The 24,001-nt window shown below is 64.1% G+C and carries 24 protein-coding genes; 19 read left to right on the forward strand and 5 right to left on the reverse strand.

Translation table 11 applies throughout. The features are described 5' to 3' along the window. Genes ACWZHB_RS17690 through ACWZHB_RS17700 form a run of 3 tightly spaced genes read right to left on the reverse strand, consistent with a single transcriptional unit; the run spans nucleotide 1 to nucleotide 3,275 of the window. Entirely contained in the window at nucleotides 1-1,074 is a 1,074-nt protein-coding gene (locus ACWZHB_RS17690) for an acyl-CoA dehydrogenase family protein (protein ID WP_427909028.1), read from the reverse strand. 9 nt (nucleotides 1,075-1,083) lie between these two features. After that, on the reverse strand, nucleotides 1,084-2,241 hold the full coding sequence (locus ACWZHB_RS17695) for an acyl-CoA dehydrogenase family protein (protein WP_427909029.1): 1,158 nt from the start codon (nucleotides 2,239-2,241) through the stop codon (nucleotides 1,084-1,086). Continuing rightward, a complete protein-coding gene (locus ACWZHB_RS17700; protein ID WP_427909030.1) occupies nucleotides 2,241-3,275 on the reverse strand; it encodes a Rieske 2Fe-2S domain-containing protein in 1,035 nt (344 codons plus the stop codon). The genes ACWZHB_RS17695 and ACWZHB_RS17700 overlap by 1 nt, the downstream gene beginning before the upstream one ends. A 513-nt stretch (nucleotides 3,276-3,788) precedes the next feature. Between ACWZHB_RS17700 and ACWZHB_RS17705 the strand changes: the two genes are divergently transcribed. Continuing rightward, nucleotides 3,789-4,859 carry a Zn-dependent alcohol dehydrogenase gene (locus ACWZHB_RS17705; protein WP_427909031.1) on the forward strand — a complete coding sequence of 357 codons (1,071 nt, stop codon included), beginning with the start codon at nucleotides 3,789-3,791 and terminating at the stop codon, nucleotides 4,857-4,859. An 89-nt stretch (nucleotides 4,860-4,948) separates the two neighbouring features. On the opposite strand, the gene ACWZHB_RS17710 is transcribed toward ACWZHB_RS17705, so the two are convergent. Then, a complete protein-coding gene (locus tag ACWZHB_RS17710; protein WP_427909032.1) occupies nucleotides 4,949-5,977 on the reverse strand; it encodes a TetR/AcrR family transcriptional regulator in 1,029 nt (342 codons plus the stop codon). A 354-nt stretch (nucleotides 5,978-6,331) separates the two neighbouring features. Here ACWZHB_RS17710 and ACWZHB_RS17715 point away from each other — a divergent pair, with 354 nt between their 5' ends. The 9 genes from ACWZHB_RS17715 (at nucleotide 6,332) to ACWZHB_RS17755 (ending at nucleotide 15,690) form a co-directional block, all read left to right on the forward strand. Further along, nucleotides 6,332-7,714, forward strand: coding sequence for an MFS transporter (locus ACWZHB_RS17715; RefSeq protein ID WP_427909033.1), 1,383 nt, complete (start codon nucleotides 6,332-6,334; stop codon nucleotides 7,712-7,714). 104 nt (nucleotides 7,715-7,818) lie between these two features. Next, nucleotides 7,819-8,808, forward strand: a complete 990-nt coding sequence (locus ACWZHB_RS17720) for an alpha/beta hydrolase (protein WP_427909034.1) — start codon at nucleotides 7,819-7,821, stop codon at nucleotides 8,806-8,808. Then, nucleotides 8,792-9,514: an SDR family NAD(P)-dependent oxidoreductase gene (locus ACWZHB_RS17725; RefSeq protein ID WP_427909035.1), complete on the forward strand. Its 723-nt coding sequence runs from the start codon at nucleotides 8,792-8,794 to the stop codon at nucleotides 9,512-9,514. Before ACWZHB_RS17720 ends, ACWZHB_RS17725 begins: the two co-directional genes overlap by 17 nt. 79 nt (nucleotides 9,515-9,593) lie before the next feature. After that, nucleotides 9,594-11,255: a flavin-containing monooxygenase gene (locus ACWZHB_RS17730; protein ID WP_427909036.1), complete on the forward strand. Its 1,662-nt coding sequence runs from the start codon at nucleotides 9,594-9,596 to the stop codon at nucleotides 11,253-11,255. A 2-nt stretch (nucleotides 11,256-11,257) separates the two neighbouring features. Further along, a complete protein-coding gene (locus tag ACWZHB_RS17735; protein ID WP_427909037.1) occupies nucleotides 11,258-12,295 on the forward strand; it encodes a 2Fe-2S iron-sulfur cluster-binding protein in 1,038 nt (345 codons plus the stop codon). A gap of 44 nt (nucleotides 12,296-12,339) precedes the next feature. Continuing rightward, complete coding sequence (locus ACWZHB_RS17740) at nucleotides 12,340-13,443, forward strand: alkene reductase (protein ID WP_427909038.1); 1,104 nt, start codon at nucleotides 12,340-12,342, stop codon at nucleotides 13,441-13,443. Nucleotides 13,444-13,550: 107 nt separating this feature from the next. Next, complete coding sequence (locus ACWZHB_RS17745) at nucleotides 13,551-14,360, forward strand: MaoC/PaaZ C-terminal domain-containing protein (protein WP_427902998.1); 810 nt, start codon at nucleotides 13,551-13,553, stop codon at nucleotides 14,358-14,360. Nucleotides 14,361-14,406: 46 nt separating this feature from the next. Further along, on the forward strand, nucleotides 14,407-14,937 hold the full coding sequence (locus tag ACWZHB_RS17750) for an SRPBCC domain-containing protein (RefSeq protein WP_427902999.1): 531 nt from the start codon (nucleotides 14,407-14,409) through the stop codon (nucleotides 14,935-14,937). A gap of 3 nt (nucleotides 14,938-14,940) precedes the next feature. Beyond that, the gene (locus tag ACWZHB_RS17755; protein ID WP_427903000.1) at nucleotides 14,941-15,690 is read left to right on the forward strand and encodes an SDR family NAD(P)-dependent oxidoreductase; all 750 of its coding nucleotides are present in this window, start codon (nucleotides 14,941-14,943) and stop codon (nucleotides 15,688-15,690) included. 11 nt (nucleotides 15,691-15,701) lie between these two features. Here the strand turns inward: ACWZHB_RS17755 and ACWZHB_RS17760 are convergent, their stop codons facing one another. Next, entirely contained in the window at nucleotides 15,702-16,463 is a 762-nt protein-coding gene (locus ACWZHB_RS17760) for a nuclear transport factor 2 family protein (RefSeq protein WP_427903001.1), read from the reverse strand. 227 nt (nucleotides 16,464-16,690) lie between these two features. On the opposite strand from ACWZHB_RS17760, the gene ACWZHB_RS17765 reads away from it, so the two are divergent. The 9 genes from ACWZHB_RS17765 (at nucleotide 16,691) to ACWZHB_RS17805 (ending at nucleotide 24,001) form a co-directional block, all read left to right on the forward strand. Further along, nucleotides 16,691-17,515, forward strand: coding sequence for a helix-turn-helix domain-containing protein (locus ACWZHB_RS17765; RefSeq protein WP_427903002.1), 825 nt, complete (start codon nucleotides 16,691-16,693; stop codon nucleotides 17,513-17,515). Nucleotides 17,516-17,599: 84 nt separating this feature from the next. Continuing rightward, nucleotides 17,600-18,073, forward strand: coding sequence for an ester cyclase (locus ACWZHB_RS17770; RefSeq protein ID WP_427903003.1), 474 nt, complete (start codon nucleotides 17,600-17,602; stop codon nucleotides 18,071-18,073). Next, nucleotides 18,070-18,831, forward strand: a complete 762-nt coding sequence (locus tag ACWZHB_RS17775; RefSeq protein ID WP_427903004.1) for a nuclear transport factor 2 family protein — start codon at nucleotides 18,070-18,072, stop codon at nucleotides 18,829-18,831. The genes ACWZHB_RS17770 and ACWZHB_RS17775 overlap by 4 nt, the downstream gene beginning before the upstream one ends. Nucleotides 18,832-18,858: 27 nt before the next feature. After that, nucleotides 18,859-19,758 (forward strand): helix-turn-helix transcriptional regulator, encoded by a 900-nt coding sequence (locus tag ACWZHB_RS17780; RefSeq protein ID WP_427903005.1) that lies wholly within the window; start codon nucleotides 18,859-18,861, stop codon nucleotides 19,756-19,758. 140 nt (nucleotides 19,759-19,898) lie between these two features. After that, nucleotides 19,899-21,374, forward strand: a complete 1,476-nt coding sequence (locus ACWZHB_RS17785; protein ID WP_427903006.1) for a 2-hydroxymuconic semialdehyde dehydrogenase — start codon at nucleotides 19,899-19,901, stop codon at nucleotides 21,372-21,374. Next, nucleotides 21,371-22,258, forward strand: coding sequence for a 2-keto-4-pentenoate hydratase (locus ACWZHB_RS17790; protein ID WP_427903007.1), 888 nt, complete (start codon nucleotides 21,371-21,373; stop codon nucleotides 22,256-22,258). The genes ACWZHB_RS17785 and ACWZHB_RS17790 overlap by 4 nt, the downstream gene beginning before the upstream one ends. Further along, nucleotides 22,255-23,025 (forward strand): 2-keto-4-pentenoate hydratase, encoded by a 771-nt coding sequence (locus ACWZHB_RS17795; protein WP_427903008.1) that lies wholly within the window; start codon nucleotides 22,255-22,257, stop codon nucleotides 23,023-23,025. The genes ACWZHB_RS17790 and ACWZHB_RS17795 overlap by 4 nt, the downstream gene beginning before the upstream one ends. Beyond that, nucleotides 23,022-23,483, forward strand: coding sequence for a RidA family protein (locus ACWZHB_RS17800; RefSeq protein ID WP_427903009.1), 462 nt, complete (start codon nucleotides 23,022-23,024; stop codon nucleotides 23,481-23,483). Before ACWZHB_RS17795 ends, ACWZHB_RS17800 begins: the two co-directional genes overlap by 4 nt. Continuing rightward, on the forward strand, nucleotides 23,480-24,001 hold the full coding sequence (locus tag ACWZHB_RS17805) for a 3-hydroxyanthranilate 3,4-dioxygenase (protein ID WP_427903010.1): 522 nt from the start codon (nucleotides 23,480-23,482) through the stop codon (nucleotides 23,999-24,001). Before ACWZHB_RS17800 ends, ACWZHB_RS17805 begins: the two co-directional genes overlap by 4 nt.

Consider the following 24,001-nt stretch of genomic DNA (forward strand, 5'->3'; position numbering starts at 1 on the left):
TCATGCTCCCGTGTAGATCCGGTCGAGGGCCGACACGATCTCGGCGTCGTTGCGCGCCGCCGAGCCGAAGTCGTATTGCCAGCGCTTCGCGGCGTCGGTGAACAGGTGCACGTTCGACTCGACCATGTACCCGATGCCGGCATGGACCTCGTGTGCCGAGTGGACGATCTGCAGTGCTGCTTTGGCCGCCTGCCTGCGCATCAGGCCGAGGTACGGTTGCGGGTCGATTCCGGCGTCGATCGCGCCGGCCGCGGACCGGGCGTGCGCCGAGGTCAGATGCGCGGCGATCGCGATGTCGGTGCACAGGTACTGCACCGCCTGGAAGCGGCCGATCGCCCCGTCGAACTGGTGGCGCTGCTGCGCGTACAGGACCGTGATGTCGAGCAGCCGCAGGCCGGCGCCGTAGACCTGCGCCGCGCGCAGGACGTCAGCCCGCTGCTCGGCGACCAGGGCGGCGCGATCGGCGTCGGCACCGCGTGCCAGCACGGCGTCGTCGACCACGGGTATGTCGTCGAAGGTCACCGCGAACATCGGGTACTCCCCCATGTTCGGCATCGCTTCGATTCTCGCGGCCGCCGAATCGACCACTGCCACAACGCTTTCACTGCCGGTTGCGTGAACGAGGAAGCTGTCGGCGCGATCGGCGTATCCGACGGCGAGTGCGGTTCCGCGCAGGACGCCGTTCTCGTACGACACCACCGATCCCCAATCGGCAGCCGGGAAGGCCGGGATCACCACGGCTTCGCCGCAACCGATGCGCTCGGCGATCGCGGCGGCCTTCTCGGTGCCGCTCAGCAGCGCGGCATCACGCGCCGTCATCAGGTCGAGCAGCGGTGTGCCCGCCAGCGCACGGCCCATCTCGACGAAAACGCCGGCGATCGTCCCGAGCAACGGACTGTCGGCGTCGACGCCGGTTGGGTCACCGAGTTGCAGCCAGCCGAGCTCGGCGAACTGCGCAATCTGATCCGCGAACGGAACATTGTTCGACCGGTCTTCGAGCGGCGAGTAGCGCACGAAGACCGACTTGCTCACATCTGAGAGGACGGTGAAGTCCTCTCCCCATGCCAAATCCATCATCTGCTCCTATCGCGGCAGGCCGAGGCCTCGCGTCGCGAGTACCATCCGCTTGAGTTGGGACGTTCCTCCGGCGTGGTTGGCGAACGACTGCCGATACCAGGCCTCGGGCTTTCCGTTGAGGGGCGCGAATGACGACTCCGACCGCAACTGGCTGGTCGGACCGAGGACGCGGTCGTAGATCTGCGCGAACAGCGGCTCGTACTCCTTGGCGGCGACCTGCTGGACGCCGCCGCCCCACGGGGTCCGCCTGCCGTTCGCGTTGTCGCCGATGATCTCGTACGCCAGTAGCCGCTGCGTCTGGATGATCTCGGCGAGCACGGCCAGGTCGGCCTGCACATGCGGGTCGTCGAGCTTGCCCGGGATCGCCTTGCAGTGCGCGATCAGATCGCGCAACCGCGACTCCTGCATCGCGTAGATCGGCTCGACGGTGCCCGATGCGTAGAAGGCCTTCATGATGTACGACCAGCCCTTGCCCTCTTCGCCGATGAGGTTCTTCGTCGGGACGCGGACATGGTCGAGGAAGGTGGTCGACTGGACGCCGCCGCCGTAATTGCGCATCGGGTGCAGGGTGACGCCGGGGTTCTTCAGATCGACGACGAAGATGCTGATGGCGTCGCGAGCGGTGTCGTCGGCTGCCGTGCGCGCGGCGACGTACAGGACATCGGACATCGGGCCCCACGAGGTGAACGCCTTCTCGCCGGTGATGACCCACTCATCGCCCTCGCGGACCGCCTTGGTCCGCAGGGAGCCGAGGTCCGAACCGGCACTCGGCTCGGTGAGGCCCTCGGCCCACAGCACCTCCATGTTGGAGATCTCGGGCAGCAGACGCTGCTTCTGCTCTTCGGTGCCGCCGACCAGGATGGTGCCCGCAGCGAGGAAGATGCCGACCGAGTTGATCATCGGTGCGTCGGCGGCGTACAGCTCCTCGAGGAAGATCTGGTTGTGGATCGGCGTCAGTCCCTTGCCGCCGTACTCCTTCGGCCAGGTGAGGCCGATCCAGCCCTTGGCTGCGACCTTCTTGCTGAACTCGACGGCGATCGTCCACTGGTCGGGGGCGTCGTCGAACTCGGGATTGAAGGCGTTCTCCTCGGGCAGCTCGGCGTCGAGAAACTCCCGGATCTCAGCGCGCCACGCCTCGTGCTCTGGTGTCAGTGCCAGTCTCATTACGCGAATTCCGCCTGTAGTTCATCGGTGCCTGCGGTCTGCTCGGCGGCACCGTGGCCGAGGTGACCCTCGGGGTAGAAGCGACGAGCCCACTTGCGGATTTCGCGGAAGCCTGCGGCTTCGGCGGTCGCCAGGCCCGGCGGCTCGGTGTAGCGCTGATGCTCCCAGATCTCGATGTCGGCCCTGACTTGTCCGATTGCACTGCGCTGCCGCTTGGCCACGCGCGAGTCGTCCTCCCCGTCTTCCTTGCTGGCCCACGCGGAGAACCGCAGGATCGAGTGCTCGTCGTCGACGGGCGTCACCGCGGTGAGCGAGCAGATGCCGCCGACACCGTCGGCGTACGAGAAGCCCAGACCGAGGCCGAGGAGCGAGGCGAAGGTGCGTCCTTCGACGGTCTCGAGCTCGCCGTCGGCGCCGCGCCGCTTGAAGTTCAGCGACAGCTGCGTCCGGAAGTCGTACTCGCCGAACTCCCGGGCGACGACGGTCGGAATTTCGTCGGCGCGGTGCACGTACTTGAAGTGCGCGAAGTCGACGCCGTTCTCGGCTGCGTACTGCGGGTGGATCGCCAGCTCGGCGGTCTCGAAGCGCCCGGCCTCACCGAGGTTGTGGTAACCGCTCGCCGGGCCCGAGTCGGGGAAGAGCTCGAAGATACTGGGAACGTCGTACTGCGGCTCGCCGCCTTCGACGTCGTGCCAGATGTACATGATTCCGTCACGCTCGGCGGTGGTCCAGGTACCGATCTTGCGTACCCGATTGGTGGCCTTCTGGTACGGAATGCAGGTATTGCGGCCTTCCGGACTCCACTGCCAGCCGTGGAACGGGCACTGGATGTCGTCGCCGCACACGGTGCCGCCGTGCCCCAGGTGGGCGCCGAGGTGCTCGCAGTACGCGTTCAGAACCACCAAGCGGCCGCTCTGGGTGCGGTAGGCGACCAGGTCATGACCGAAGTAGCGCAGCGGTTTGACGTCGCCGGCTTCGAGGTCGGCAGACCAACCGAGCTGGAACCACCCCGTCGGCCTCATCGATAATGCCATTGGTGACACTTCATCCTCCTGAACTGTTGCAACAGCAGCACTTTCGGAAACTGCGCAGAAGCTGCTCTACGACAAGGGCTTTCACGGATCGCAACCGGCAGGTGTGCGCCGACACGACGCTCCACCCGAGTTCGGCGAAGCGATCCTCGACCACGTCCACCGATCAGCGCGGCAGCACACCGTGACTGCCATCACTGTAGCCAGTGGCTACGTAGGCGTCAACAAACGGGGCGAGCGTTCGACCATCGCCACAGGTCACAAGGATTTCGACGGAGTCGAAGCCACTTTTCGGAACGGCCGCGCCGTTACGGCAACCTGCACGGCGTGGAACGCCGGCCGACCTCCGGGGAGCTTGACGGTGGCACTCCCCGGCCCTACCATCACCAGCGTTGAGACGGTGGCCACAGTGCCGGCCTGATTTTTCCTCATCAACCCCCTTCATTTACCACCGCAACTTGCTGCGCTTTCGCGCATTGTGCGAGGCGGATTCTCTGAGAACAGCGAGGTCAAAGGGTGAAAGCAATTGTCTTCGACGGCACCGCCAACAGGCTGGTTGACGGCGTCTCCGTCCGCGACCCCGGCCCTGGCGAAGTCCAGGTCCGTATCGTCGCGAGCGGCCTGTGCCAGAGCGACCTGAGCGTGGTCAACGGAAAGATCCCGTTCCCGTCCCCGGTAATCCTCGGCCACGAGGGTGCGGGCATCGTCGAGGCCGTCGGGCCGGGCGTCACCATGCCCGCGGTCGGCGACCACGTGGTGCTGTCAACACTGGCGACGTGCGGCCAGTGCGCCGCATGCACCTCCGGACATCCCACGATGTGCCGTGCGTCGTTCGGGAAGACGGCAACCCCGTTCGACCTCGACGGCACCCCGATCCACAACTTCGCGGCGCTCTCGACCTTCAGCGAACGGATCGTCGTCCAGGCCGGGCAGGCGGTGTCGATCCCGAAGGATATTCCGCTGTCGACCGCGTGCCTGATCGGCTGCGCGGTGCTGACCGGCGCCGGGGCAGTGCTGAACCGGGCCCGCGTCGATCCTGGCGACTCGGTCGTCGTCATCGGCGCCGGCGGCATCGGACTCAACGTCATTCAGGCCGCTCGAGTCGCGGGTGCGGCGACGATCGTCGCCATCGACACGAACCCCGACAAGGAGTCGAAGACGCGCCTCTTCGGCGCGACCGACTTCATCGATGCGACCGCGGGCGACACCGTCATCGCCGTCCGTGAACTCACCGACGGCGGCGCCGATCACGTCTTCGACTGCGTCGGCGGCCAGGCGATCACCAGCCAGGCGATGGAAATGCTCGACTGGGGCGGGCAGTTGATCATGCTCGGTGTCGCCGGACCGGAGGCCAAGCTGTCGGTCCCGGCCACCACCTTCTACATGGATCGCTCGGTGCTGGGCTGCCGCTACGGTTCGTCGCGACCGGGCGCGGATATCCCCAAGTACCTCGACCTGTACCGGTCCGGCCGACTCCTGCTCGACGAACTCGTCACCAAGACCTATGAGCTGGAGGACTTCGAGTCCCTCATCGACGACGCGAAGAACGGAAAGCTCGACCGCGGAGTCTTGCTGATGCCTTCCTGACGTCGACGCCCCGGTTCGCCGGTCAACACGCGGATAAGAGCCCTCCCGGGCCTTCCGCGTGTTTCGGCTTCTCCGGTGTGCCGAGCCGCCTACCTGTTCGGCCGGGTCGCGTAAACGAGGACTTTGAGCATGTCGGTGACTTCCTGCCGGACGTCTTCTCGACTGCGATCTGGATTGTCGGCGAGCTCGGTGAGATACGGCTCGTAGAGATCCCACACCGAGCCGACGAGGGCGACCAGCGACGCCAGCACATTCGAATCGAACTCTGCCCGCACTTGCGGCTCGACCGGGTTCTCCCACAATGCATCGATTTGCGAACGATAGCCGCGTGAACGGACTCCGCCGAGCAGGCGATCCGGTCGAGTTCCCTCAAAGACCGACCACGTCAGCATCCGGCCGAACTGCCCCGCGTCGACATCGGCGCCGAACGAGTTCTCGATCGCGGCGTAGGCGTCTTCCTCACCGGACAGACGCTCGCCGCCGTAGGTGACGAGCAACTCCATCACCGCCACCAACAGGTTCTCTTTCGTTCGATAGAACCGATAGATCAGGCCGTAAGACACGTCCGCCGCGGCGGCGATCTCCCGTAACGTCACCTTCGCCGGACCTTTGCGCGAGAAGAGATCCGCGGCAGCGAGAAGAATGGCCTGTTGCGCGCCGGTCGAGCCCGCACGAGTCGGTGTCCACTCGACGACCTCCTTGTCCGCGCGCTGCACACTCGACTCGGCATCCGGTACGGAGTGCTCTTCGACCGGGTCGGCCACGTAGTCACCGGCCAACCGAAGCGCATCCCCCGTGGTATCCGGACACAGCAACAGTTCAGCAGGCGTGCGAGCGAACTCGTCGATTCTCGTGATCGACCACCGGGCGATGGCGTGCGGTGCGACATCCGCGTCGAACATCGCGAGAAACTCGGGGACCTCCGGACGGATTCCGCGATTCTCCACATCGAACTGCCATACCGGAAACAACGTCGATCCGCCGCCCGGATAACCGAGCATCTTCCGATTCTGGACGCGCTTGTTGATCGCCTGACGGCTGATGCCGAGAAACTCGGCCGCCTGTGGCGTGGTCCAGACGTCGTCAGGGCGTTCGGTGAGGTCACGAGGGGCTGCCATATCGCGCGAACACTATCACGATCACCGGAGCCGAAATCGACAGTGAGAGGCCGAGACTGCTGCGGTTCGCACCCGTTCCGCCCGTGGTCGCGAGGCGAACCGGCCGCGCCTATTGACGCACGCGTAGCCATTGGCTACTGTGACAACAGTCACTGCGAGCCGATGAGTGATCCGTCAACCCGACTGCGGGTCCCTTCGCTCGACTTCTGCGCCTCCGTGTTGACGCCTACCGCCTGTCGGTCGCGTCCGTGAAAGCCATTGCCGCTACGTGCGGGTCGGATCGATTCATGAACGGAACCCAGTACTCGACCTCAGCACTGCATTCCCTCGGTCATCACATCGAACAGGATAAATATGAGCTCACCCGAGATCGCACCTTCACCGAACCTGGTGCGCAGGGCGTCGATGACCGGCTTCTTCGGAACTGCCGTCGAAGCCTATGACTTTATGGTTTTCACTTTTCTCATCGCCTATCTGTCCCCCGAGTTCTTTCCCAGCGACAACCCGGCGGCTGGAATTCTGAGCTCGCTCGCGGTCCTCGGCACCGGATTCCTTGCCCGCCCGGTAGGAGGCATCGTCTTCGGGCGAATCGGTGACCGTCACGGTCGTCGATTCGCACTGATCCTCACCATCTCCGGCATGGGTGGCGCCACCATCCTGATGGGGCTGCTACCGACGCACTCGGTCGCCGGAATCCTGGCCCCTGCGCTTCTTGTTCTCACACGCCTGTTGCAGGGATTCTTCGCAGGCGGGGAGCAGATGGGTTCGGCCACGTTCGTCACCGAGCACGCATCTGTCAGGAACTACGGCATCCTGAGCGCGATGACCCCGGTGGGGTTCGCATTCGGTGGCACACTCGCTCCACTGGTCGTCGCCGTCACGACCTCCCTGTCGTCGGAGGAGACGATGGCCGACTGGGGTTGGCGCATTCCCCTCCTCATGTCGCTACCGCTGATGCTGTACGTGCTGTATCTGCGTACGCGACTGGAGGAATCACCCGATTTCAAGGAACTCGCCGGCAAACACGAAGTCCAGTCCTCCCCGCTGCGTTCGGTCATCACGCGGTACCCCGTGACATTGCTGCGCGTGATCGCACTCAGCACATCGGTTCTCGCGATCGGTTACGTGGTTCCGACGTACATGCCGCTGTTCCTCCAGCAGGAGGTCGGTATGACCCCGGGCGCCACCGCCTGGCTGGCCACCGCTGCATCGACCTTCGCCATCGCCATCGGATTCGCGGCCGGATTCATGATCGACCGGAGCGGCCGTCGGAACACCATGATCCTGGGGCTGGGCATCATCTTGGTGGCGATGTTTCCGATCATGTACCTCATGAAGGCGACCGGCGGGAATCTGATCGTCACCGGGCTGGGCCAGATGCTCCTTGTCGGCATGGCCGGCGCCTCCGCTGTCCCTGTCTACGCGACACTCACCTCGGCCTTCCCGGCCGCCGTTCGCTACACCGGCGCGGCGATCGGATTCGGTCTCGGTTCGGCGATCGGCGGCGGGGCCGGGCCCTACCTCGCGGGAAAACTCACGGAGACGACAGGGAACTCCTACGCCACCTCCGGCGTCGTCGGCGTCGCAGCCCTATTGGGCATCGTGGTGATCGCCACCATGCCGAACAGCAACAGCAACGCTGCGCCCGAGGCAACACTCATGACAGGCGATATCGAGTCCGCCAACACGGATCCGGTCGGAGAGTCGACCCACCTCTCGCGGTTGACGAAAAAGTAGCCAATGGCTACAGTTGACTCAGTCACAGTGACCGCGGTCACGCCACGCCGGATCGGTCAGGGTCGACCAGGTGGCATTCACGCCTATCGCACAAGGAGGAATCGATGTCGTACCCCGTCGATCCCGAGTACCTGCCGATGTTGGGATTCCTCCCGCGCCTCGACGTCTCCGACGCCGAAGCGGCTCGCGCGCTCGTTCGCTCGATGAGCGCGGAAGATCCGATGGCGGCCGTGCCCGCGGATATCTCGGTGGAACGCCGGACGGCACCGGCAGCCGACGGATCGGACATCGAGGTCGTGGTGTTCCGGCCGGAACGCCGGATCGAGCAGCCCCTCCCCGGTATCGCCTACTTCCACGGCGGAGGGTTCGTCTTCGGCGACGCAGGCACCGATGTCCGGGTTCCCTCCGCGCTCGCTGCAGACCTCGGCGCGGTGGTGGTGTCGGTCAACTATCGCCTCGCTCCCGAGTACCCGTTCCCGACAGCGTTCAACGACTGCTTCGCTGCTCTGACCTGGCTCGCCGGCGACAACGACCTCGGGATCGACCCGGCCAGAATCGTCGTCGCCGGGATCAGCGCCGGTGCCGGACTCGCTGCGGCGGTCGCGCTCGCGGCACGCGAAATCGGCGGTCCCGCCCTGTGTTTCCAGGCGCTGGACTCGCCCGTTCTCGACGACCGCCTGCTCACCGCCTCGGCGACCGAGTACACCGACTCCCCGCTGTGGAACCGCCAGAATTCGATCGACAGTTGGTGCCACTACCTCGGGGTCGACGCCGACCGACATCGGACGTCGCACTATGCCGCCCCCGCGCGCGCACGCGATCTCGCGGGGTTGCCGCCGACCTACATCGCGGTGTCCTCGTTCGACCCCCTCCGCGACGAGGGGATCGACTACGCACAACGACTGACGCGCGCCGGTGTGCCCACCGAACTGCAACTCTTCCCCGGGACCTTCCATGGATCGTCGGGAGTGTTCCCCCAGGCGGCGATCTCCCGGCGGATCAACGCCGAATACACAGCCGCCATCCGGCGAGCGCTGAACAGCTCGGCCACGAGCACAACACTGACATCGGAGAATCATGCCGAATCGCTTTGAAGGAAAGGTCGCGATCGTCACCGGGGGCGCACGTGGGCAGGGTGAGCAGATCGTTCGGACGCTGGCACGCGAGGGCTGCTCGGTCGTGATCGGCGACGTCCTCGACGATCAGGGAAAGGCCGTCGCCGACGACCTCGGTGCGTCCGTCGTCTACTCCCGCCTCGATGTGACGACCCCAGCCGACTGGGCGCAGGCCGTTGCTGTGGCGACGTCGACGTTCGGCGGGCTCGACGTCCTCGTCAACAATGCGGCGATCTATCGCAGGCAGCTGCTGGAGGACGAGACCGTCGCCGATCTCGACAAGGTCCTCGACGTCAACCTGCGCGGACCGTTTCTCGGCATCCAGGCCGTCATTCCTGCCATGCGCGCCCGGTGCGGCGGGGCGATCGTGAACGTCTCGTCGCTTGCCGGAACCACGTCGTACCCGGCGCATGGTGCGTACAGCATGTCCAAGTGGGCCCTGCGCGGACTGACGAGGACCGCCGCGATCGAGCTCGCGCCGTCCAACATCCGGGTGAATGCCGTTCTCCCCGGCAACATCCGGACCGGCATGTCGCCGACGACCGCCGCCGATGCCCCGACCGGCCTGAAACGTCAGGCCGACCCGGACGAGACCGCGAACGTCGTGGTCTTTCTCGCCTCGGACGACGCGTCGTTCGTCAACGGCACCGATGTCATCGCTGACGGCGGCTCCCTGCTCGAGTAGCGGTCACACTTCCCCGACCCGACCCCCGTCAGCCGACCGCACCAGACGCGGTTGACGCAGATCCGATCTTTGGAGGAACATGTCCGCCTCTACCCCGGCAGCCGACCCCACCGCCCAGCACTTCGATGTCGTCGTCATCGGCGCGGGATTCAGCGGAATGTATGCGCTGCACCGTCTCCGCCAACAGGGCCGACGGGTCGTCTGCCTGGAGGCCGGCGACGGCGTCGGCGGCACCTGGTTCTGGAACCGCTACCCCGGCGCCCGCGTCGACATCGAGAGCATGCAGTATTCGTACTCCTTCGACGAGATCCTCCAGCAGGAGTGGTCGTGGTCGGAGCACTTCTCCCCGCAGCCGGACCTGGAGGCCTACGCCAACCACGTCGCCGACCGCTTCGACCTGCGCGAGGCCATCCGGTTCGAAACTCGTGTCGATGAGCTGACATTCGACGATGCCGCGGACGAATGGCACGTCGGCACCGCATCGGGCGAGCGCTTCGTCGCCAAGTACGTGATCGCGGCCACCGGCAGCCTGGACGTCTCCAACGTCCCGGCCTGGCCCGGACTGGACAACTTCCACGGCGAGGCGTACCACACCTCGCGGTGGCCCAAGGCCGGCGTCGAGTTGGCCGGTAAGCGGGTGGGCCTGATAGGCACCGGTTCCACCGGTATCCAGCTCACCCCGGAGGTGGCCGCGGCCGCCGACCATCTCACGGTCTTCCAGCGGACGCCGAACTTCAGCCTCCCCTCGTTCAACCGGGAACTGGATCCGGAGTACGAGCGCGACTGGAAGACCAACTACCCCCAGCGGCGCCAGGAAATGCTGAACACCCACGGCGCCGTTCTGATGAGCAATGTCGCCGAGCAGCGCTCCATCTTCAGCTACACCGAAGAAGAGCGCGAAGAAGTGATGGAGCGCGCGTGGAACGCCCGGAACGGACTCGAGTTCATCCGTACGTTCACCGACACCTCCTCCGATCCGGAGGCGAATGCGATTCTCGCGGAGTTCGTGCGGAACAAGATCCGGGCTGTCGTCGATGACGCGGAGACCGCCGAACTTCTGTGCCCGAAGACCTATCCGATCGGCGGCAAGCGGATCTGCGTGGATTCCGGTTACTACACGACATTCAATCGGGCCAACGTGCAACTGGTCGACCTTCGGTCGAATCCTATCGAGGAGATTACCGAATCAGGGCTTCGCACAACCGGTTCCGAATACGAGCTCGATGTGATCATCTTTGCCACCGGCTTCGACGCGATGACCGGTTCGATGCTGAAGCTGAACGCGACCGGGCTCGACGGAGTACGACTCGCCGACAGGTGGGCCGACGGTCCGAAGACTGTCTTCGGTCTGATGACCGCCGACTTCCCGAATCTGTTCATGGTGCACGGTCCCGGTAGCCCGTCGGTCCTCGCACAGATGATCACCACGGGCGAGTGGCAGGTCGACTGGGTCCTGCGGACCATCGATTACCTCGAGGATCATCAGATCTCCCGCTTCAATGCCACCTCCGCGCAGGAAGATCAGTGGGCCACCGAAATGGACGCTGTCGCCGCACGCACAATGCACGCGAAGACCGACTCCTGGTACACAGGCGCGAACATACCCGGCAAGCCGCGAGCGCTGCTGATGTATGTCGGCGGATTCGAGCGGTACTCCAACTGGTGCACCCAGGCCATCGATCAGGAGTACGCGGAATTCGAGAAGAAGCAGCGGGTGTCTCTGCCACAGGTAGGCGACTGACAGTGATTACATCGCGAATCATCGGGCACGAACTGACCGTTGTCGATGTTATCGAGGAAACCTCGGATTCGAAGTCGATCGTGCTGCGGAAGCCGGAGAGATTTCGTGAACTCTTCACCTACCTGCCCGGGCAGTTCCTGACCGTCCGTATACCGAGTGACCGCACTGGACACATCGCTCGATCGTATTCGTTGTCGAGCGCCCCCGACGTCGATGACGATCTGAAGGTAACCGTCAAGCGCACAGCGGGTGGATACGGATCGAACTGGTTGTGTGACAACGTGACACCCGGGAGCTCGATCACTGTCCTGCCCCCGTCGGGCCGGTTCACTCCCGAGGGCTACGAGGAGAAACTATGCCTGTTCGCGGCAGGTAGTGGCATCACTCCGATCATCTCGATCCTGAAGACCGCCCTCTTCCGATCTGACTGTTCGGTGGTGCTGTTCTACGCAAATCGCGACAGCGACTCGGTAATCTTTCGCCAGGAGCTCGATGATTATGCCGTCAAGTTCGGAGACCGACTGGCAGTGCACTACTGGCTCGACGATCTCCATGGCTTTCCTACGCAGGACACGATCGCCGAGTTGGTGGCGGAGGATTCATCATGCGAAGTCTTCGTATGTGGCCCTGCACCATTCATGAATACGGTGGGTGCGGGTCTTCGCACGTCGGGCGTGGCGCAGGAACGACATCATCAGGAACTCTTCGTGTCGATTTCGGGCGACCCCTTCGCAGCGCCCGGGCCGATCTCGGGCGGTCATTCGGTCTCAGTGGTGGATACGATCGTTCACTTGGCTGGCGAATCTCACCAATTCGGCTGGCCGACGGGCCGGAATCTCGTCGATACGCTGCTGGATCGCGGGGTCGATGTTCCGTTCTCCTGCAGATCGGGCGAGTGCGGGTCCTGCGCATGCACTGTCATATCCGGCACGGTCGCGATGGAGAATTCGGACATCTTGGATCCCGCCGATATCGCCGACGGACTCGTACTCGGGTGCCAGTCGCGTCCTGATACCGGACCGATCGAAATCGAGTTCTGAGAACCCGACTCGACTGTGACACCACCTTCGGAAAGTGACATCGAATGACTCGGTTGTTCGACAATTGCCGACTTGGCGGCATCGTTCTCAGAAACCGCGTTGTGATGGCCCCCATGACCCGGGCCCGCAGCGTCGACACCATCGCCGGCGCAGTGACGGCGCAGTATTACCGTCAGCGCGCGACCGCGGGACTGATCGTCACCGAAGGAACGCCGATCTCCCCGGAAGGTCAAGGGTATGCGTACGTTCCCGGTATCTGGTCCAGCAAGCAGGTTGCCGGATGGCGAAGAGTAACCGATGCCGTCCACGATGAGGACGGCCGCATTTTTGCCCAGCTCTGGCACGTCGGCCGACTGTCGCACACGTCGCTCCAGCCTGGACGGCAGCGGCCCGTCGGTGCCGGCGCGGCACCGGCCCACGGGGGCAAGACTTTCGCCTTCGCCGACGACGGCACTGCCGGCTTGGTCGACGTGAGCACGCCCCGGCCGTTGTCCACGCAGGAAGTCGGTCGGGTGATTCGCGACTTCGTCTGCGGTGCAACCAATGCCAGCGACGCCGGCTTCGACGGCGTCGAGTTGCACGGCGCAAACGGCTACCTGTTCGAACAGTTTCTCAACCCCTCGACCAACACGAGAACTGATCACTATGGAGGGTCGATACGACATCGTGCCCGCTTCCTCCTCGAGACGGTCGATCGGGTGAGTGAGGCGATCGGTTCCACCCGTGTCGGGATTCGGCTTTCGCCCTTCAGCGAGCTGTTCGACATGCCCGCCTACGCTGAAACCGCCTCTACCTACCTGTATCTGGCCTCCGAGCTGTCTCGCCGAGACCTTGCCTACGTGCATCTCGCCGATCAGCTTCCCGCAGGAGATCGCGTCATCGATGTCGATTTTCTCACCGCGTTCCGAGCCGCGTACCGGGGAGCGATCATCCTCGCAGGAGGCATGACCCGAGAGCTGGCTGAGGATCTGATGGCGAGGAACGTGATCGACCTCGCCGCATTCGGACAGCCGTTCATCGCCAACCCCGACCTTGTCGAGCGCCTGCAGAACGGGTGGCCGCTGACAACACCCGACCGGGACTCGTACTACGGCGGTGGCGCAGAAGGCTACCTCGACTACCCGAGGTTCGACCCGGCGAGCGTGTGACCCGCGGCCGGTTCCAACGCACGGCCGATAGGGAATCCACCTACGAATCCTCCACTGCAATTCCGATGGCGTCGTCCAACGACGCGGAGCGAGAAGGACTTTCATCGATGATCGTAACGGCGCTGTCTCCCGACCAGTGGCGTGGCCGGAACTTGGGTACCCGTGTGATCGGTTACGACGAGCGTGACGCCATCTTGTACGCACTTGCGGTCGGTGCTCGAGCCGCCGACCTCGACCTGGTGTTCGAGGATCGACTCCGTGTGTTGCCGACCTTCGCGCTGACGTTGGCCCAGTGGGCACCGGATGCCTTGGGCGCACTCGGTGCCTTCGACACACAGACTACCCTCCACGGATCTCAGAGCCTCGATGCTGTGTCTGCGTTGCCTCGGTCCGGCGAGATCGCGATGTCGGCGCGCGTCGGCGAGGTCTGGGACAAGGGGCGTGCGGCGGTGTTCGAAGTCGTCGTCGAGAGCGACTATTTCGTGGCGACCTGGTCGTTGTTCGCACCCGGTGCCGGCGGCTTCGGCGGCGACCGCGGACCATCGGCACCGTCGGCGACGGAACAGGAACCCGCCATGGTCGGAACACTCACCACTGGTGGCGATCAAGCTGCACTCTATCGGCTCACCGGTGACCGGCACCATATCCACATCGATCCCGCTGCCGCGGAACGGATCGGGCAACCCCGCCCCATCCTGCACGGGCTGTGCACACTGGCCGCCGCGACGTTGCCTCTCGCGGACATGCTCGGCGCCCATCCGGCCGATGTGACGTCGCTGTTCGGCCGATTCGCTGCTCCTGTGTTCCCGGGCGACTCAGCGCATATTCGAGCATGGGGCCAGGCATCGAATTGCCGCTTCGACGTCACCACAGGCGGCGGCGCTGTGTTGTCCGGGGGCCGAGCCGTTTTCGCTTGATTCCTGCACCCTACCCGGGTTCCGTCCCGCATCTCATGGAGGTTGAATGTCCGAATTGCAAATACCGAGTTATGACCCGGCCACACTCGTTCGATCCATAGCAGTCGAGATCGAGGCACCTGCGAGTGTTGTGTGGCAGGTTCTCACGGACCTCGACAATTACCCGAACTGGAACCCCTTTTGCATTTCGGCGAGGTCAACACTGGAAATCGGAGCGCCCGTCGAGATGACGCTGGCGGACTACTCAGGTGCTACGGAGACCTTCGCGTACACCGAGTTCGTCTGCGCCGTCGTGCCGGAGCGTCTGCTGTCGTGGGAACTGCGACCCACGGAGGTCTCGCCGCACGCTGCCCGACGTGATCAGATCATCGAGCACATCGGCGAGAATCGTTGTCGCTACTACTCCACGGACGCGTTCCTCGGTGCGGCCGCGCAAGAAATCATGGACGACAGCGGCGCTTGGGTAAAGCGTGCGTTCGATGAAACCGCTGTGGCGTTGAAGATGCAGTGCGAGACCCTCCATGCCGATCGCAGTCGCGAAAACCTACGGTCCGGCACGATCACTCGGAAAGGTTGAGAGATGGCGAACCGCATGCAGGACAAGGTCGTCATTGTTACCGGCGGATCGTCGGGTCTGGGGCGAGCGACAGCCGAATTGATGATCGCCGAAGGTGCTCGTGTCGTGGTCGCGGACATCGACGGGGAGAAGGGGGAAGCTGCCGCGAACGCGATCGGTGCCGAATTCGTCCGTACCGATGTCGGCGACCCGGTGGAGGTCGACGCACTGGTCGCCGGCACCGTCGCCCGGTTCGGGCGGCTTGACGTGATGTGCAACAACGCCGGCGTCATCGCGACCACGCCAGTCCTCGAGACGACCAACGAAGCGTTCGATCGCATGGTGACCGTCAACTTCGGAGGAGTCTTCTACGGCACCAGGGCGGCAGGGCGGGTGATGGTGGAGCAGGGGTTCGGCGTCATCGTCAACACGGCTTCGAACGGCGGGTGTTCCCCTTCGGAAGGAATGGCTGTCTACAGCGGTACGAAGGCAGCAGTGGTGGCACTGTCGAAAGCATGCGCCATCGAGTTCGCGGCCGAAGGGGTTCGGGTGAATACGATCTCACCTGGAACGATGCTCACCGGAATGGTGCCGGACGTGGACGGAATCGTCGAGGTTCTGGACAAACTTCAGCCCATCGGATACGCCGCGAACCCTTCTCAGATGGCGGCAGCTGTCCTGTTCCTTGCCTCCGACGAAGGTAACTACGTCACCGGTCACGATCTGGTCGTCGATGGAGGGGCAACCGCAGGCCGGCGCGCGGTAGGAGTCTGACTCAGCGACTATCAGAACAGGCCGTTGGTGTGCGGCAGCTCGGCGGGGATGGGGGCGATGACATCCCAATGCTCGACGATCTTGCCGCCGCCGACGCGGAACAGGTCGTAGTACGCGGCCGGGTCGCCGAATTCGCCCTCCGACTGGAGCAGCACGAAGTCGCCTTCGGCGATCACCTTGTGGACCTTCTTGTACACAAGGTTCTTCCCCTGCGACGCCCACGTCGCGGCGGCGGCACCGAACCCGTCCAGACCGTCGGCGGCTTCCGGGTTGTGCTGGTCGTAGGTCTCGGTCGAGATGTAGTCGGTCAGCACCGAATAATCCGCGCCGACAAGGACTTTCTGCGCGAACTCGGTCACCAGCGCGCGATTGGCCTCCGTCTTGTCCAGCTCGGTGACTTCGGCGGGCCCGTCGGTCTGGCTGCGGCCGGAGACGGTGCCGGAGACGAGCGGGGTGAGTGCGTCCCAATGTTCGGCCAGTTTGCCGTTCGCGTCGACACGGAAGATGTCGAACCCGACCAGCGGATCGGGACCGAAGCCGTAGTAGGTGCCGTGCAGGGCGACCAAGGCTCCGTCGGCGATCACCCGAGCCGGGTCGTAGCGGAAATCGTCGCCGAGGCCGGCAACCAACTGATGCAGGGCGTCAGGGCCGTCGGCGGCCAGCGCGCTGTGCTGGGTGTAGTCAGAGGCGAACCAACGATCCACTGCGGTCGGGTCCTTCTTGCCGAACAGTTCGGTGGTGGCGGTCACGACGATGTTCTCGGGGTTGCTCATATCTGTACTCCTAGTGGAGGTGGCGAATCGGAACGTACGCTGCTTCGCTTACTCTTATCCGACACTCAACGGGCACCGGATGAGTGAACAACCCAAATCTACGGTGAAAGCGCAGTTGGATTCGGATACGCTGAGGTCTGGATATGGTCAAAAAACGACATCCTCGGGCCGAAAGACTCCTCGAGGTTCCCTTTTCCGCCCCTGTTGGTACCCCAACCGGTATCGAAGTGCTGTCGCTGACCGAGCTACGAAATCGGGTACCCGGCGACCTTCTCGCCACACCACAGCGTCCCGACTTTCATCACCTGCTCACCCTCACCGAAGGTTCCCTGCGGCATACAGTCGACTTCGCCGCCTACATTCTCGAGCCCAGCTCCTGGCTGTGGATCCGCCCCGGCCAAGTCAACCAGTGGGGCGATCTCACGCATGCCGAAGGAACGCTGATCCTGTTCCAGCAGAGTTTCCTGAGCCCGGCCACCGTCGCGGGCGCCCGCATCGACGACCCACATGCCCCGGTTCTGCATCATCCGTTCCCCGGTGATGTCGCGGCCTTGCGGCTGGCCACCGACCACCTGGCCAACGAGTTCGATGCGTTCGGCAGGCTTCCCCTCGAGATCCACACTGCCGCTCTACGACACCTGCTGTCGGTCCTGGTGCTGCGCTTGGCCTATCTCGCCGTCCCGGTCGGCGCCCCGGTCACCGAACCCAGCCCCACTTTCATGATCTTCCGAGACGCTGTGGAAGCTCACTTCACCCGCACCCGCCGGGTCGAGGACTACGCCCGAGACCTCAGATATTCGCCCCGCACCCTGTCTCGTGCCACTCTCGCCGTGGCCGGGCTGGGAGCCAAGGAGTTCATCGATCGCCGAGTGGTCCTCGAGGCCAAACGCCTACTGGCCCACAGTGATCAGACCGCGACCCGCATCGCCGACCGCCTCGGCTTCACCAGCGCGACCCACTTCAGCAAGTACTTCCACCAGCGCACCGGGCAGACTCCCATCACTTTTCGCGACGCGATCCGCGGGCACGAGTCGGGCTTCATGAGTGAATGACTTCGGTCGCCCCTGGCCGGTTTTGACGACAACCTGTCCAGAATCGCCGTCGTCAGCACGGAAACAGCTTGCCACGATGGATCCATGGACAAAGTATCCGAGAACATGGACATCTTTCGCCGGGGCGACCGTTCCTGGAATGCCCGAACTGCGGAGTTTCTCCGAGCCCATACCGATGATGTCGTCGTTCACCAGCCCGGATCGCATGTGCCCCGGGCCGGTGTCGGTATGCACGAGGCCGATATGCAGGTCTTCTTCGACGCTTTCGCCGACATCACGATCGGTCCGGTCGGTGACGACGGGTTTCCTGAGTACAAGGTGCAGTTCGGGTCCGGTGACTGGATGGCGGGCATCAGCGTGATGACCGGTACCCATACCGGCACGTTCAACCTGTACGGGCTCAGTGTGCCGCCGACCGGCCGCGAGGTCGAGATCACGCTGGCGACGATCGCCCGATTCGACAACGGCAAGATCGCCGAGGAATACCTCTTTTATGATTTGTTGCTCCTGGCGATCGACCTCGGCGTATGGCCGCCGAAGCCCGCGGAGAATCGATGACAGAACCTAAGCTGATAGTCGAGAACGCGCTGTCCGACCTACTCGGGAAGCGCGACATCGACGCTGTCGATACTCACATTTCGCCCAACTACATTCAACACAGCGGTTCGGTGGCAGACGGACCCGACGGGGTCCGTGATTTCCTCCTGAACATCCCCGACGAATTCGACTACGAGATCGTTCGCGTGCTCGCAGACCGCGATCTTGTGGTTACGCATGGCGTGTTCCACGGGGTGGCACCCGAGCCGATGGTGGCGTTCAGCCTGTTCCGTATCGAGAACGACCAGCTCGACGAGCAGTGGGACGCCGCGACCCCGCTGGTGTCGAGCACGGTGAGCGGGCGCGGCCAGCTCGACGGTCCCACTGTGGTCACCGATCGTGATCGGACCGACGAGAACCGGTCCCTGGTACGGGAATTCATGGCGCGGGTGCTGGTGGGTGGGGAATACCTGGCGATGGCGCAGTACCTCGCCGGTGATACATACCACCAGCACAATCCGGTGATCGCGGACGGCATGTCGGGGATGCGGGCCTTTCTGGCCGAGAATGCACGTCACGGCATCATGATGGAATATCACCGTCTGCACCGCGTCGTCGCCGAGGGACAGTTCGTGTTCACTCAGTCGGAGGGGACCTTCGACGGGTGCCCGCACGCGTTCTACGACCTGTTCCGGATCGAGGACGCCAAGATCGCCGAGCACTGGGATGTGATGGCCGCGCTGCCCGCCGCGCTGCCACACGACAACGAATCGTTCTAGGCGACGCTCGCGGACTATTCTGAGGCAGTGGAACAGGACCGAGCGGTCGCCCATCGTCTCGACTACCGCAACCCGCGTAGACCACGGCTCGGCGTCGAGGCCCTGACGTTGGCCGAGATCCGCAGCCGGGTTTCGATGGCCACGTTTCGCGCCCCTCAGCGACTTGCCTTTCACCAGATCATCCTGATCACCTCCGGCACCGGCAAGGCGCAGTTCGACTTCATCGGTTATCCCTGCGCGGTGGGCACCTTGTTTCACGCGCGTCCCGGGCAGGTCTCCAAACTCCCCGACGGCGACGACCCGGCACTCGATGGGCGCGTCATCCTCTTCACCGAGGAGTTCTTACCGTCGCTGGCAACAGCATCGGACCTCATCAACGACCGGTACGGCCAGGTCAACTGGCTCCTCGATCCCACCACCCATCACGAGATCGACCGCGCGATCGCGCTGTTCGACGAGACCTACCGAACCGCCTCCGACAGCGTTCGCCATGCCGAACGCCTCGCCCATCACCTCGCCGCGGTGATACTGCGAATCGCCGACCTGCCCCGGCCGGACCGGGAAAAGATCCTCACCTCCGGCGGCGAGACGTACCAACACTTCGAACGAGCTGTCGAAGAGGGATTCGCCGAGCGCCGCACTGTCGAGGACTACGCCGCCCAGCTCGGCTACTCGGTCCGTACCCTCGCCCGGGCCACCGAATCCGCGGTCGGCCGCACCCCCAAACAGGTCCTCGACGATCGAGTCCTGCTGGAAGCCAAACGGCTCCTGGTGGAAACCGACCACACCGTAGCGGCGGTCGGTCGGCGGCTCGGCTTCCACGACTCGGCCACGTTCGGCAAATTCTTCCTGCGTCGTACGACGATGACGCCCACAGCATTCCGCTACGCCCACACCAAGACCGCGATGTCGACGACAAAGCTCTGAGCGCGGATTCCATCGACGTGTTGGCGGCGGCAGCTTTCCGCCATTCCTGTAGATCAGGCGACCGAGCACCTTCAAGATAGGCATAGCAAACGCCAGAATTTGCATTTGTTCAACATAGGAGATTCCTCAATCATGTGTTCATGACCACATCGACCGAACGTTGGATTCGCAACTACGTGGATGGCGAATTTGTCGATCCCAACCCGCAACGCGGCTTCGACAATCTTGACCCCGCTACCGGCGCGCTGGTGGGGCGTGTGCACGAGGCCGATTCGCCGCTGGTCGACCGAGCCGTCGCTGCGGCGCGCCGGGCACTACATCGGGGGTGGGCGGATACGCCGGTCCGCGAGCGCGCAGAGCTGCTGCGGCGGGCCGCGAATCGGATCGAGGAACGGTTCGAGGAGTTCGTGGCCGCCGAGATCGCCGACACCGGGAAGCCGATCACGCAGGCTCGTGAACTCGATGTCGCGAGGGCGCCGGCCAATTTCCGAGCCTTCGCCGATACCGCGGCAGCAGCCGGGCAAGAGTCCTTCCTCACCGACCTCGCCGGCGGCAAACAGGCCTTGAACTACGCGGTACGCAAGCCCTTGGGAGTGGTCGCGGTGATCGTGCCCTGGAACCTGCCACTGTTGTTGCTGACTTGGAAGGTGGCGCCCGCACTCGCCTGCGGCAACGCTGTCATTGTCAAGCCGAGTGAAGAAACCCCTTCGACAGCGACTCTGCTCGCCGATGTGCTCCAAGAGGTGGGGCTGCCGCACGGTGTATTCAACGTGGTCCATGGTTTCGGATCGGGCTCGGCTGGGGAGCTTCTGACAGCGCACCCGGGAATCGATGGAGTGACCTTCACCGGGTCGTCCGCAACCGGCGCACATGTGATGAGAACAGTCGCCCCGCGGGTGCGGCCGGTGTCCTTCGAACTCGGTGGCAAGAACGCGGCCGTTGTGTTCGACGACGTGGACCTCGATGAGGCGCTGACCGGGCTGACCCGGTCCGTGTTCACCAACACCGGACAGGTGTGCTTGTGCACCGAGCGGGTGTACGTCCAGCGGGGAATATTTGACGACATCGCAGGAGGTCTCGCCGAGCGGGCCGCCCGGTTGCGTCTGGGTGCACCTTCGGACCCCGCGACTACCACAGGGCCACTCATCTCCCAGGCGCACCGAGACAAAGTACTCGGCTACTTCGAACTAGCGGAGCAGGCCGGCGCCGAAGTCATCGCCGGTGGCGGCGTTCCCGACCTGGGTGCTGCTCTTGACGCCGGATCCTGGATAGAGCCCACCCTGTGGACGGGTCTGACGAATGCGGACCGCCCGGTACGGGAGGAGATCTTCGGTCCGGTCGCAGCGCTGATCCCCTTCGACACCGAGGACGAGGCGATCGCACTCGCCAACGACACCGAGTACGGTTTGGCCGCTGCGGTGTGGACCAATGACATTCGGCGGGGTCACCGTGTCGCGCAGCAGATGCGAGTCGGCATCTCCTGGGTCAACACCTGGTTCACCCGAGAACTCCGCTCCCCCTTCGGCGGTGCCGGGCTCTCCGGTATCGGGCGCGAGGGTGGCGAATCCTCGCTGCACTTCTACACGGAACCGACGAATGTGTGCGTGCAGCTATGACCGAGCAGGAGACGATCGTGAACACCGACTTTATCGCTGCCGCAGCCGACCGGCTACGCGTCGCAGCCGAGACCAGGAGAGCTACCGCTCCCGTGCGAGAGTTCGTGGGCGAAACAAATCTCGACGCGGCCTACGCGGTGCAACGCGAGGTGATCAGCGCGCGAGTCGCCGCAGGCGCGCGGGTGGTCGGCGCGAAGATCGGTCTCACCGCACCGGCAGTTCAACAGCAGTTCGGAGTCTTCCAGCCCGACTTCGGCATGTTGCTCGACGACATGATCTACGGTCACCGCGAACCCGTGCCGTACTCACGATTCCTCCAGCCGCGGGCCGAAGGCGAGATTGCGTTCGTCCTAGGCCGTGACATCGAAAAGGCCGGCGCCACTGCGGCAGACGTACTACGCGCCACCGACTTCGTACTGCCGGCGATCGAGATCGTCGACTCCCGAATCGCGAACTGGGACCTCACTATCACCGATACGGTCGCGGACAACGCCTCCAGCGGGGCCGTCGTCCTGGGCGTCACTCCGGTTTCGCCGACCGGACTCGATCTGGCTCGGGTCGGGATGGTGCTCGAGCGCGACGGTGAGCCGGTCTCCTTCGGCGCGGGGCACGCCTGTTTGGGGTCGCCGGTCGTTGCTGTGACCTGGCTGGCTCGGGAACTCGCCCGACGCGGACATCCACTCCGCGCAGGCGACGTGATCATGTCGGGCGCATTGGGTCCGATGGTACCGATCTCAGCCGAGGGCACATTCCGGCTACGACTCGACGGCCTCGGCGAAGTCGACGCCGTCATCGAGGGCGGCCACGACGGCATGTTCCTCGGCATCGAGCCGGGCTCCGTTCGGCAGCGGGGTGTAGCAGCATTGGAGAGTGAATCTCGTTGAATACCAAAACAATCGATATCGCTAGTTTAGCCACCCGCCTCGATGAGGCTCAGTGCACTGTGACCGATACGCCCAGCCTGGCTGACACCGATGACATCGGCATCGACGACGCGTACCGAATCCAAAACGAACTGATCGGCCGCCGACTTGCCCGGGGCGAGTCACTTGTCGGGGTGAAGCTCGGCTTCACCAGCAGGGCGAAGATGTCGCAAATGGGTGTGTCGGAGGTGATCGTCGGCCGACTCACCGATGAGATGAGGATCGATGACGGAGGCGAGGTGAAGTTGTCGCGCTTTATCCACCCCAAGATCGAGCCCGAGATCGCCTATCGGATTGCTCGCGATATCGACCCGGACGATCCGATGGTGGACATCGAATCGTATGTGGACTCGGTTGCGCCGGCTATGGAGATCATCGATTCGCGATATCGGGACTTCCGGTTCACCTATACCGATGTCGTCGCCGACAACACCTCGGCCGCAGGCTATGTGATCGGCACGTGGCTGAAGCTACAGGACGTGGCGAACCGCGCGGTCCGCTTGGAGGTCGGAGCCGAGACCGTGACCGGATCGACAGCCGCAATCCTCGGCAATCCGGTCCGGGCGCTGCATGCGCTGCTCGATATCAGCCGCCGCAGGAAGATTCCGATGCGCGCCGGCGAGGTCATTCTCGCGGGTGCTGCAACGGCAGCGATCCCGCTGACCGCAGGCACTGCGCAATGCGACATTGCAGGACTCGGCCGCGTCACAGTGAAGGGAATCGCATGAGCCGCAGCGCAAACAGTGCCAAGGTGATCGATCGTCTTGCGACCCCGCGCGGTCGGTTCCCACACGTGAAGGTAGCCGGGGATTTCGTGTACGTCTCCGGGACCAGCTCCCGGCAGCCCGACAATACCTTCGTCGGTGTCGAGGTCGACGAGATGGGCACCACCGATTTGGACATCCGGGCGCAGACCCGCGCGGTCATCGAGAACATGCGCTCGATCCTCGCTGAGGTCGGCGCCGAGCTGTCGGACCTGGTTCAGGTCACCTCCTATCTGGTCTCGATGAACGATTTCGGCGGCTACAACGAGGTTTACGCCGAACTGTTCGACGAGAGCGGACCAACACGCACCACCCTCGCGGTGCACCAGCTACCGCACCCACATCTGCTCATCGAGATGCAGGGCGTGGCCTACTTGCCCGCCCACCGCCAGCACACCCCGACCACGGAGGCCACGTCATGACCCACATCCCGCCCACCATCGACTTCCAACAGTGGATCGCCGACAACGAGCACCTGCTCAAGCCACCGGTCAACAACCAGACCATGGCGCTAGGCGACGACTTCATCGTGCAGGTCGTCGGCGGCCCGAACCAGCGGACCGACTTTCATCTCGACCCGTATGAGGAGTGGTTCTACCAGCTCAGGGGTGATATGCACGTCAACGTGATGACCGACAACGGTCCCGAAACAGTGCACATCCACGAGGGCGAAACCTGGCTGCTGCCGGGAAACCTGCCACATTCGCCGCAGCGTCCGGAGGCCGGCTCGATCGGTCTTGTGATCGAGCGGGTGCGTCGGGAGGGTACGCTCGAGAAGTTCCAATGGTACTGCCAGAAGTGCAGCGCGCTGATCCATGAGGTCGAGCTCCAGGTCCGCAACATCGTGGCCGACCTTCCGCCCGTCTTCACCCAGTTCTACGACAGTGTCAAGGCCCGTACCTGCGGGAACTGCGGAACTGTTCATCCAGGCAAGGGGTGA

It is taken from the genome of Nocardia sp. FBN12, from assembly GCF_054031145.1.

Coding starts and splice junctions, on each gene's coding strand:
- ACWZHB_RS17690 (WP_427909028.1), bottom strand. CDS start 1,074: ATGGATTTGGCATGGGGAGAGGACTTCACCGTCCTCTCAGATGTGAGC.
- ACWZHB_RS17695 (WP_427909029.1), bottom strand. CDS start 2,241: ATGAGACTGGCACTGACACCAGAGCACGAGGCGTGGCGCGCTGAGATC.
- ACWZHB_RS17700 (WP_427909030.1), bottom strand. CDS start 3,275: ATGGCATTATCGATGAGGCCGACGGGGTGGTTCCAGCTCGGTTGGTCT.
- ACWZHB_RS17710 (WP_427909032.1), bottom strand. CDS start 5,977: ATGGCAGCCCCTCGTGACCTCACCGAACGCCCTGACGACGTCTGGACC.
- ACWZHB_RS17715 (WP_427909033.1), top strand. CDS start 6,332: ATGAGCTCACCCGAGATCGCACCTTCACCGAACCTGGTGCGCAGGGCG.
- ACWZHB_RS17720 (WP_427909034.1), top strand. CDS start 7,819: ATGTCGTACCCCGTCGATCCCGAGTACCTGCCGATGTTGGGATTCCTC.
- ACWZHB_RS17725 (WP_427909035.1), top strand. CDS start 8,792: ATGCCGAATCGCTTTGAAGGAAAGGTCGCGATCGTCACCGGGGGCGCA.
- ACWZHB_RS17730 (WP_427909036.1), top strand. CDS start 9,594: ATGTCCGCCTCTACCCCGGCAGCCGACCCCACCGCCCAGCACTTCGAT.
- ACWZHB_RS17740 (WP_427909038.1), top strand. CDS start 12,340: ATGACTCGGTTGTTCGACAATTGCCGACTTGGCGGCATCGTTCTCAGA.
- ACWZHB_RS17745 (WP_427902998.1), top strand. CDS start 13,551: ATGATCGTAACGGCGCTGTCTCCCGACCAGTGGCGTGGCCGGAACTTG.
- ACWZHB_RS17750 (WP_427902999.1), top strand. CDS start 14,407: ATGTCCGAATTGCAAATACCGAGTTATGACCCGGCCACACTCGTTCGA.
- ACWZHB_RS17755 (WP_427903000.1), top strand. CDS start 14,941: ATGGCGAACCGCATGCAGGACAAGGTCGTCATTGTTACCGGCGGATCG.
- ACWZHB_RS17760 (WP_427903001.1), bottom strand. CDS start 16,463: ATGAGCAACCCCGAGAACATCGTCGTGACCGCCACCACCGAACTGTTC.
- ACWZHB_RS17770 (WP_427903003.1), top strand. CDS start 17,600: ATGGACAAAGTATCCGAGAACATGGACATCTTTCGCCGGGGCGACCGT.
- ACWZHB_RS17775 (WP_427903004.1), top strand. CDS start 18,070: ATGACAGAACCTAAGCTGATAGTCGAGAACGCGCTGTCCGACCTACTC.
- ACWZHB_RS17785 (WP_427903006.1), top strand. CDS start 19,899: ATGACCACATCGACCGAACGTTGGATTCGCAACTACGTGGATGGCGAA.
- ACWZHB_RS17790 (WP_427903007.1), top strand. CDS start 21,371: ATGACCGAGCAGGAGACGATCGTGAACACCGACTTTATCGCTGCCGCA.
- ACWZHB_RS17800 (WP_427903009.1), top strand. CDS start 23,022: ATGAGCCGCAGCGCAAACAGTGCCAAGGTGATCGATCGTCTTGCGACC.
- ACWZHB_RS17805 (WP_427903010.1), top strand. CDS start 23,480: ATGACCCACATCCCGCCCACCATCGACTTCCAACAGTGGATCGCCGAC.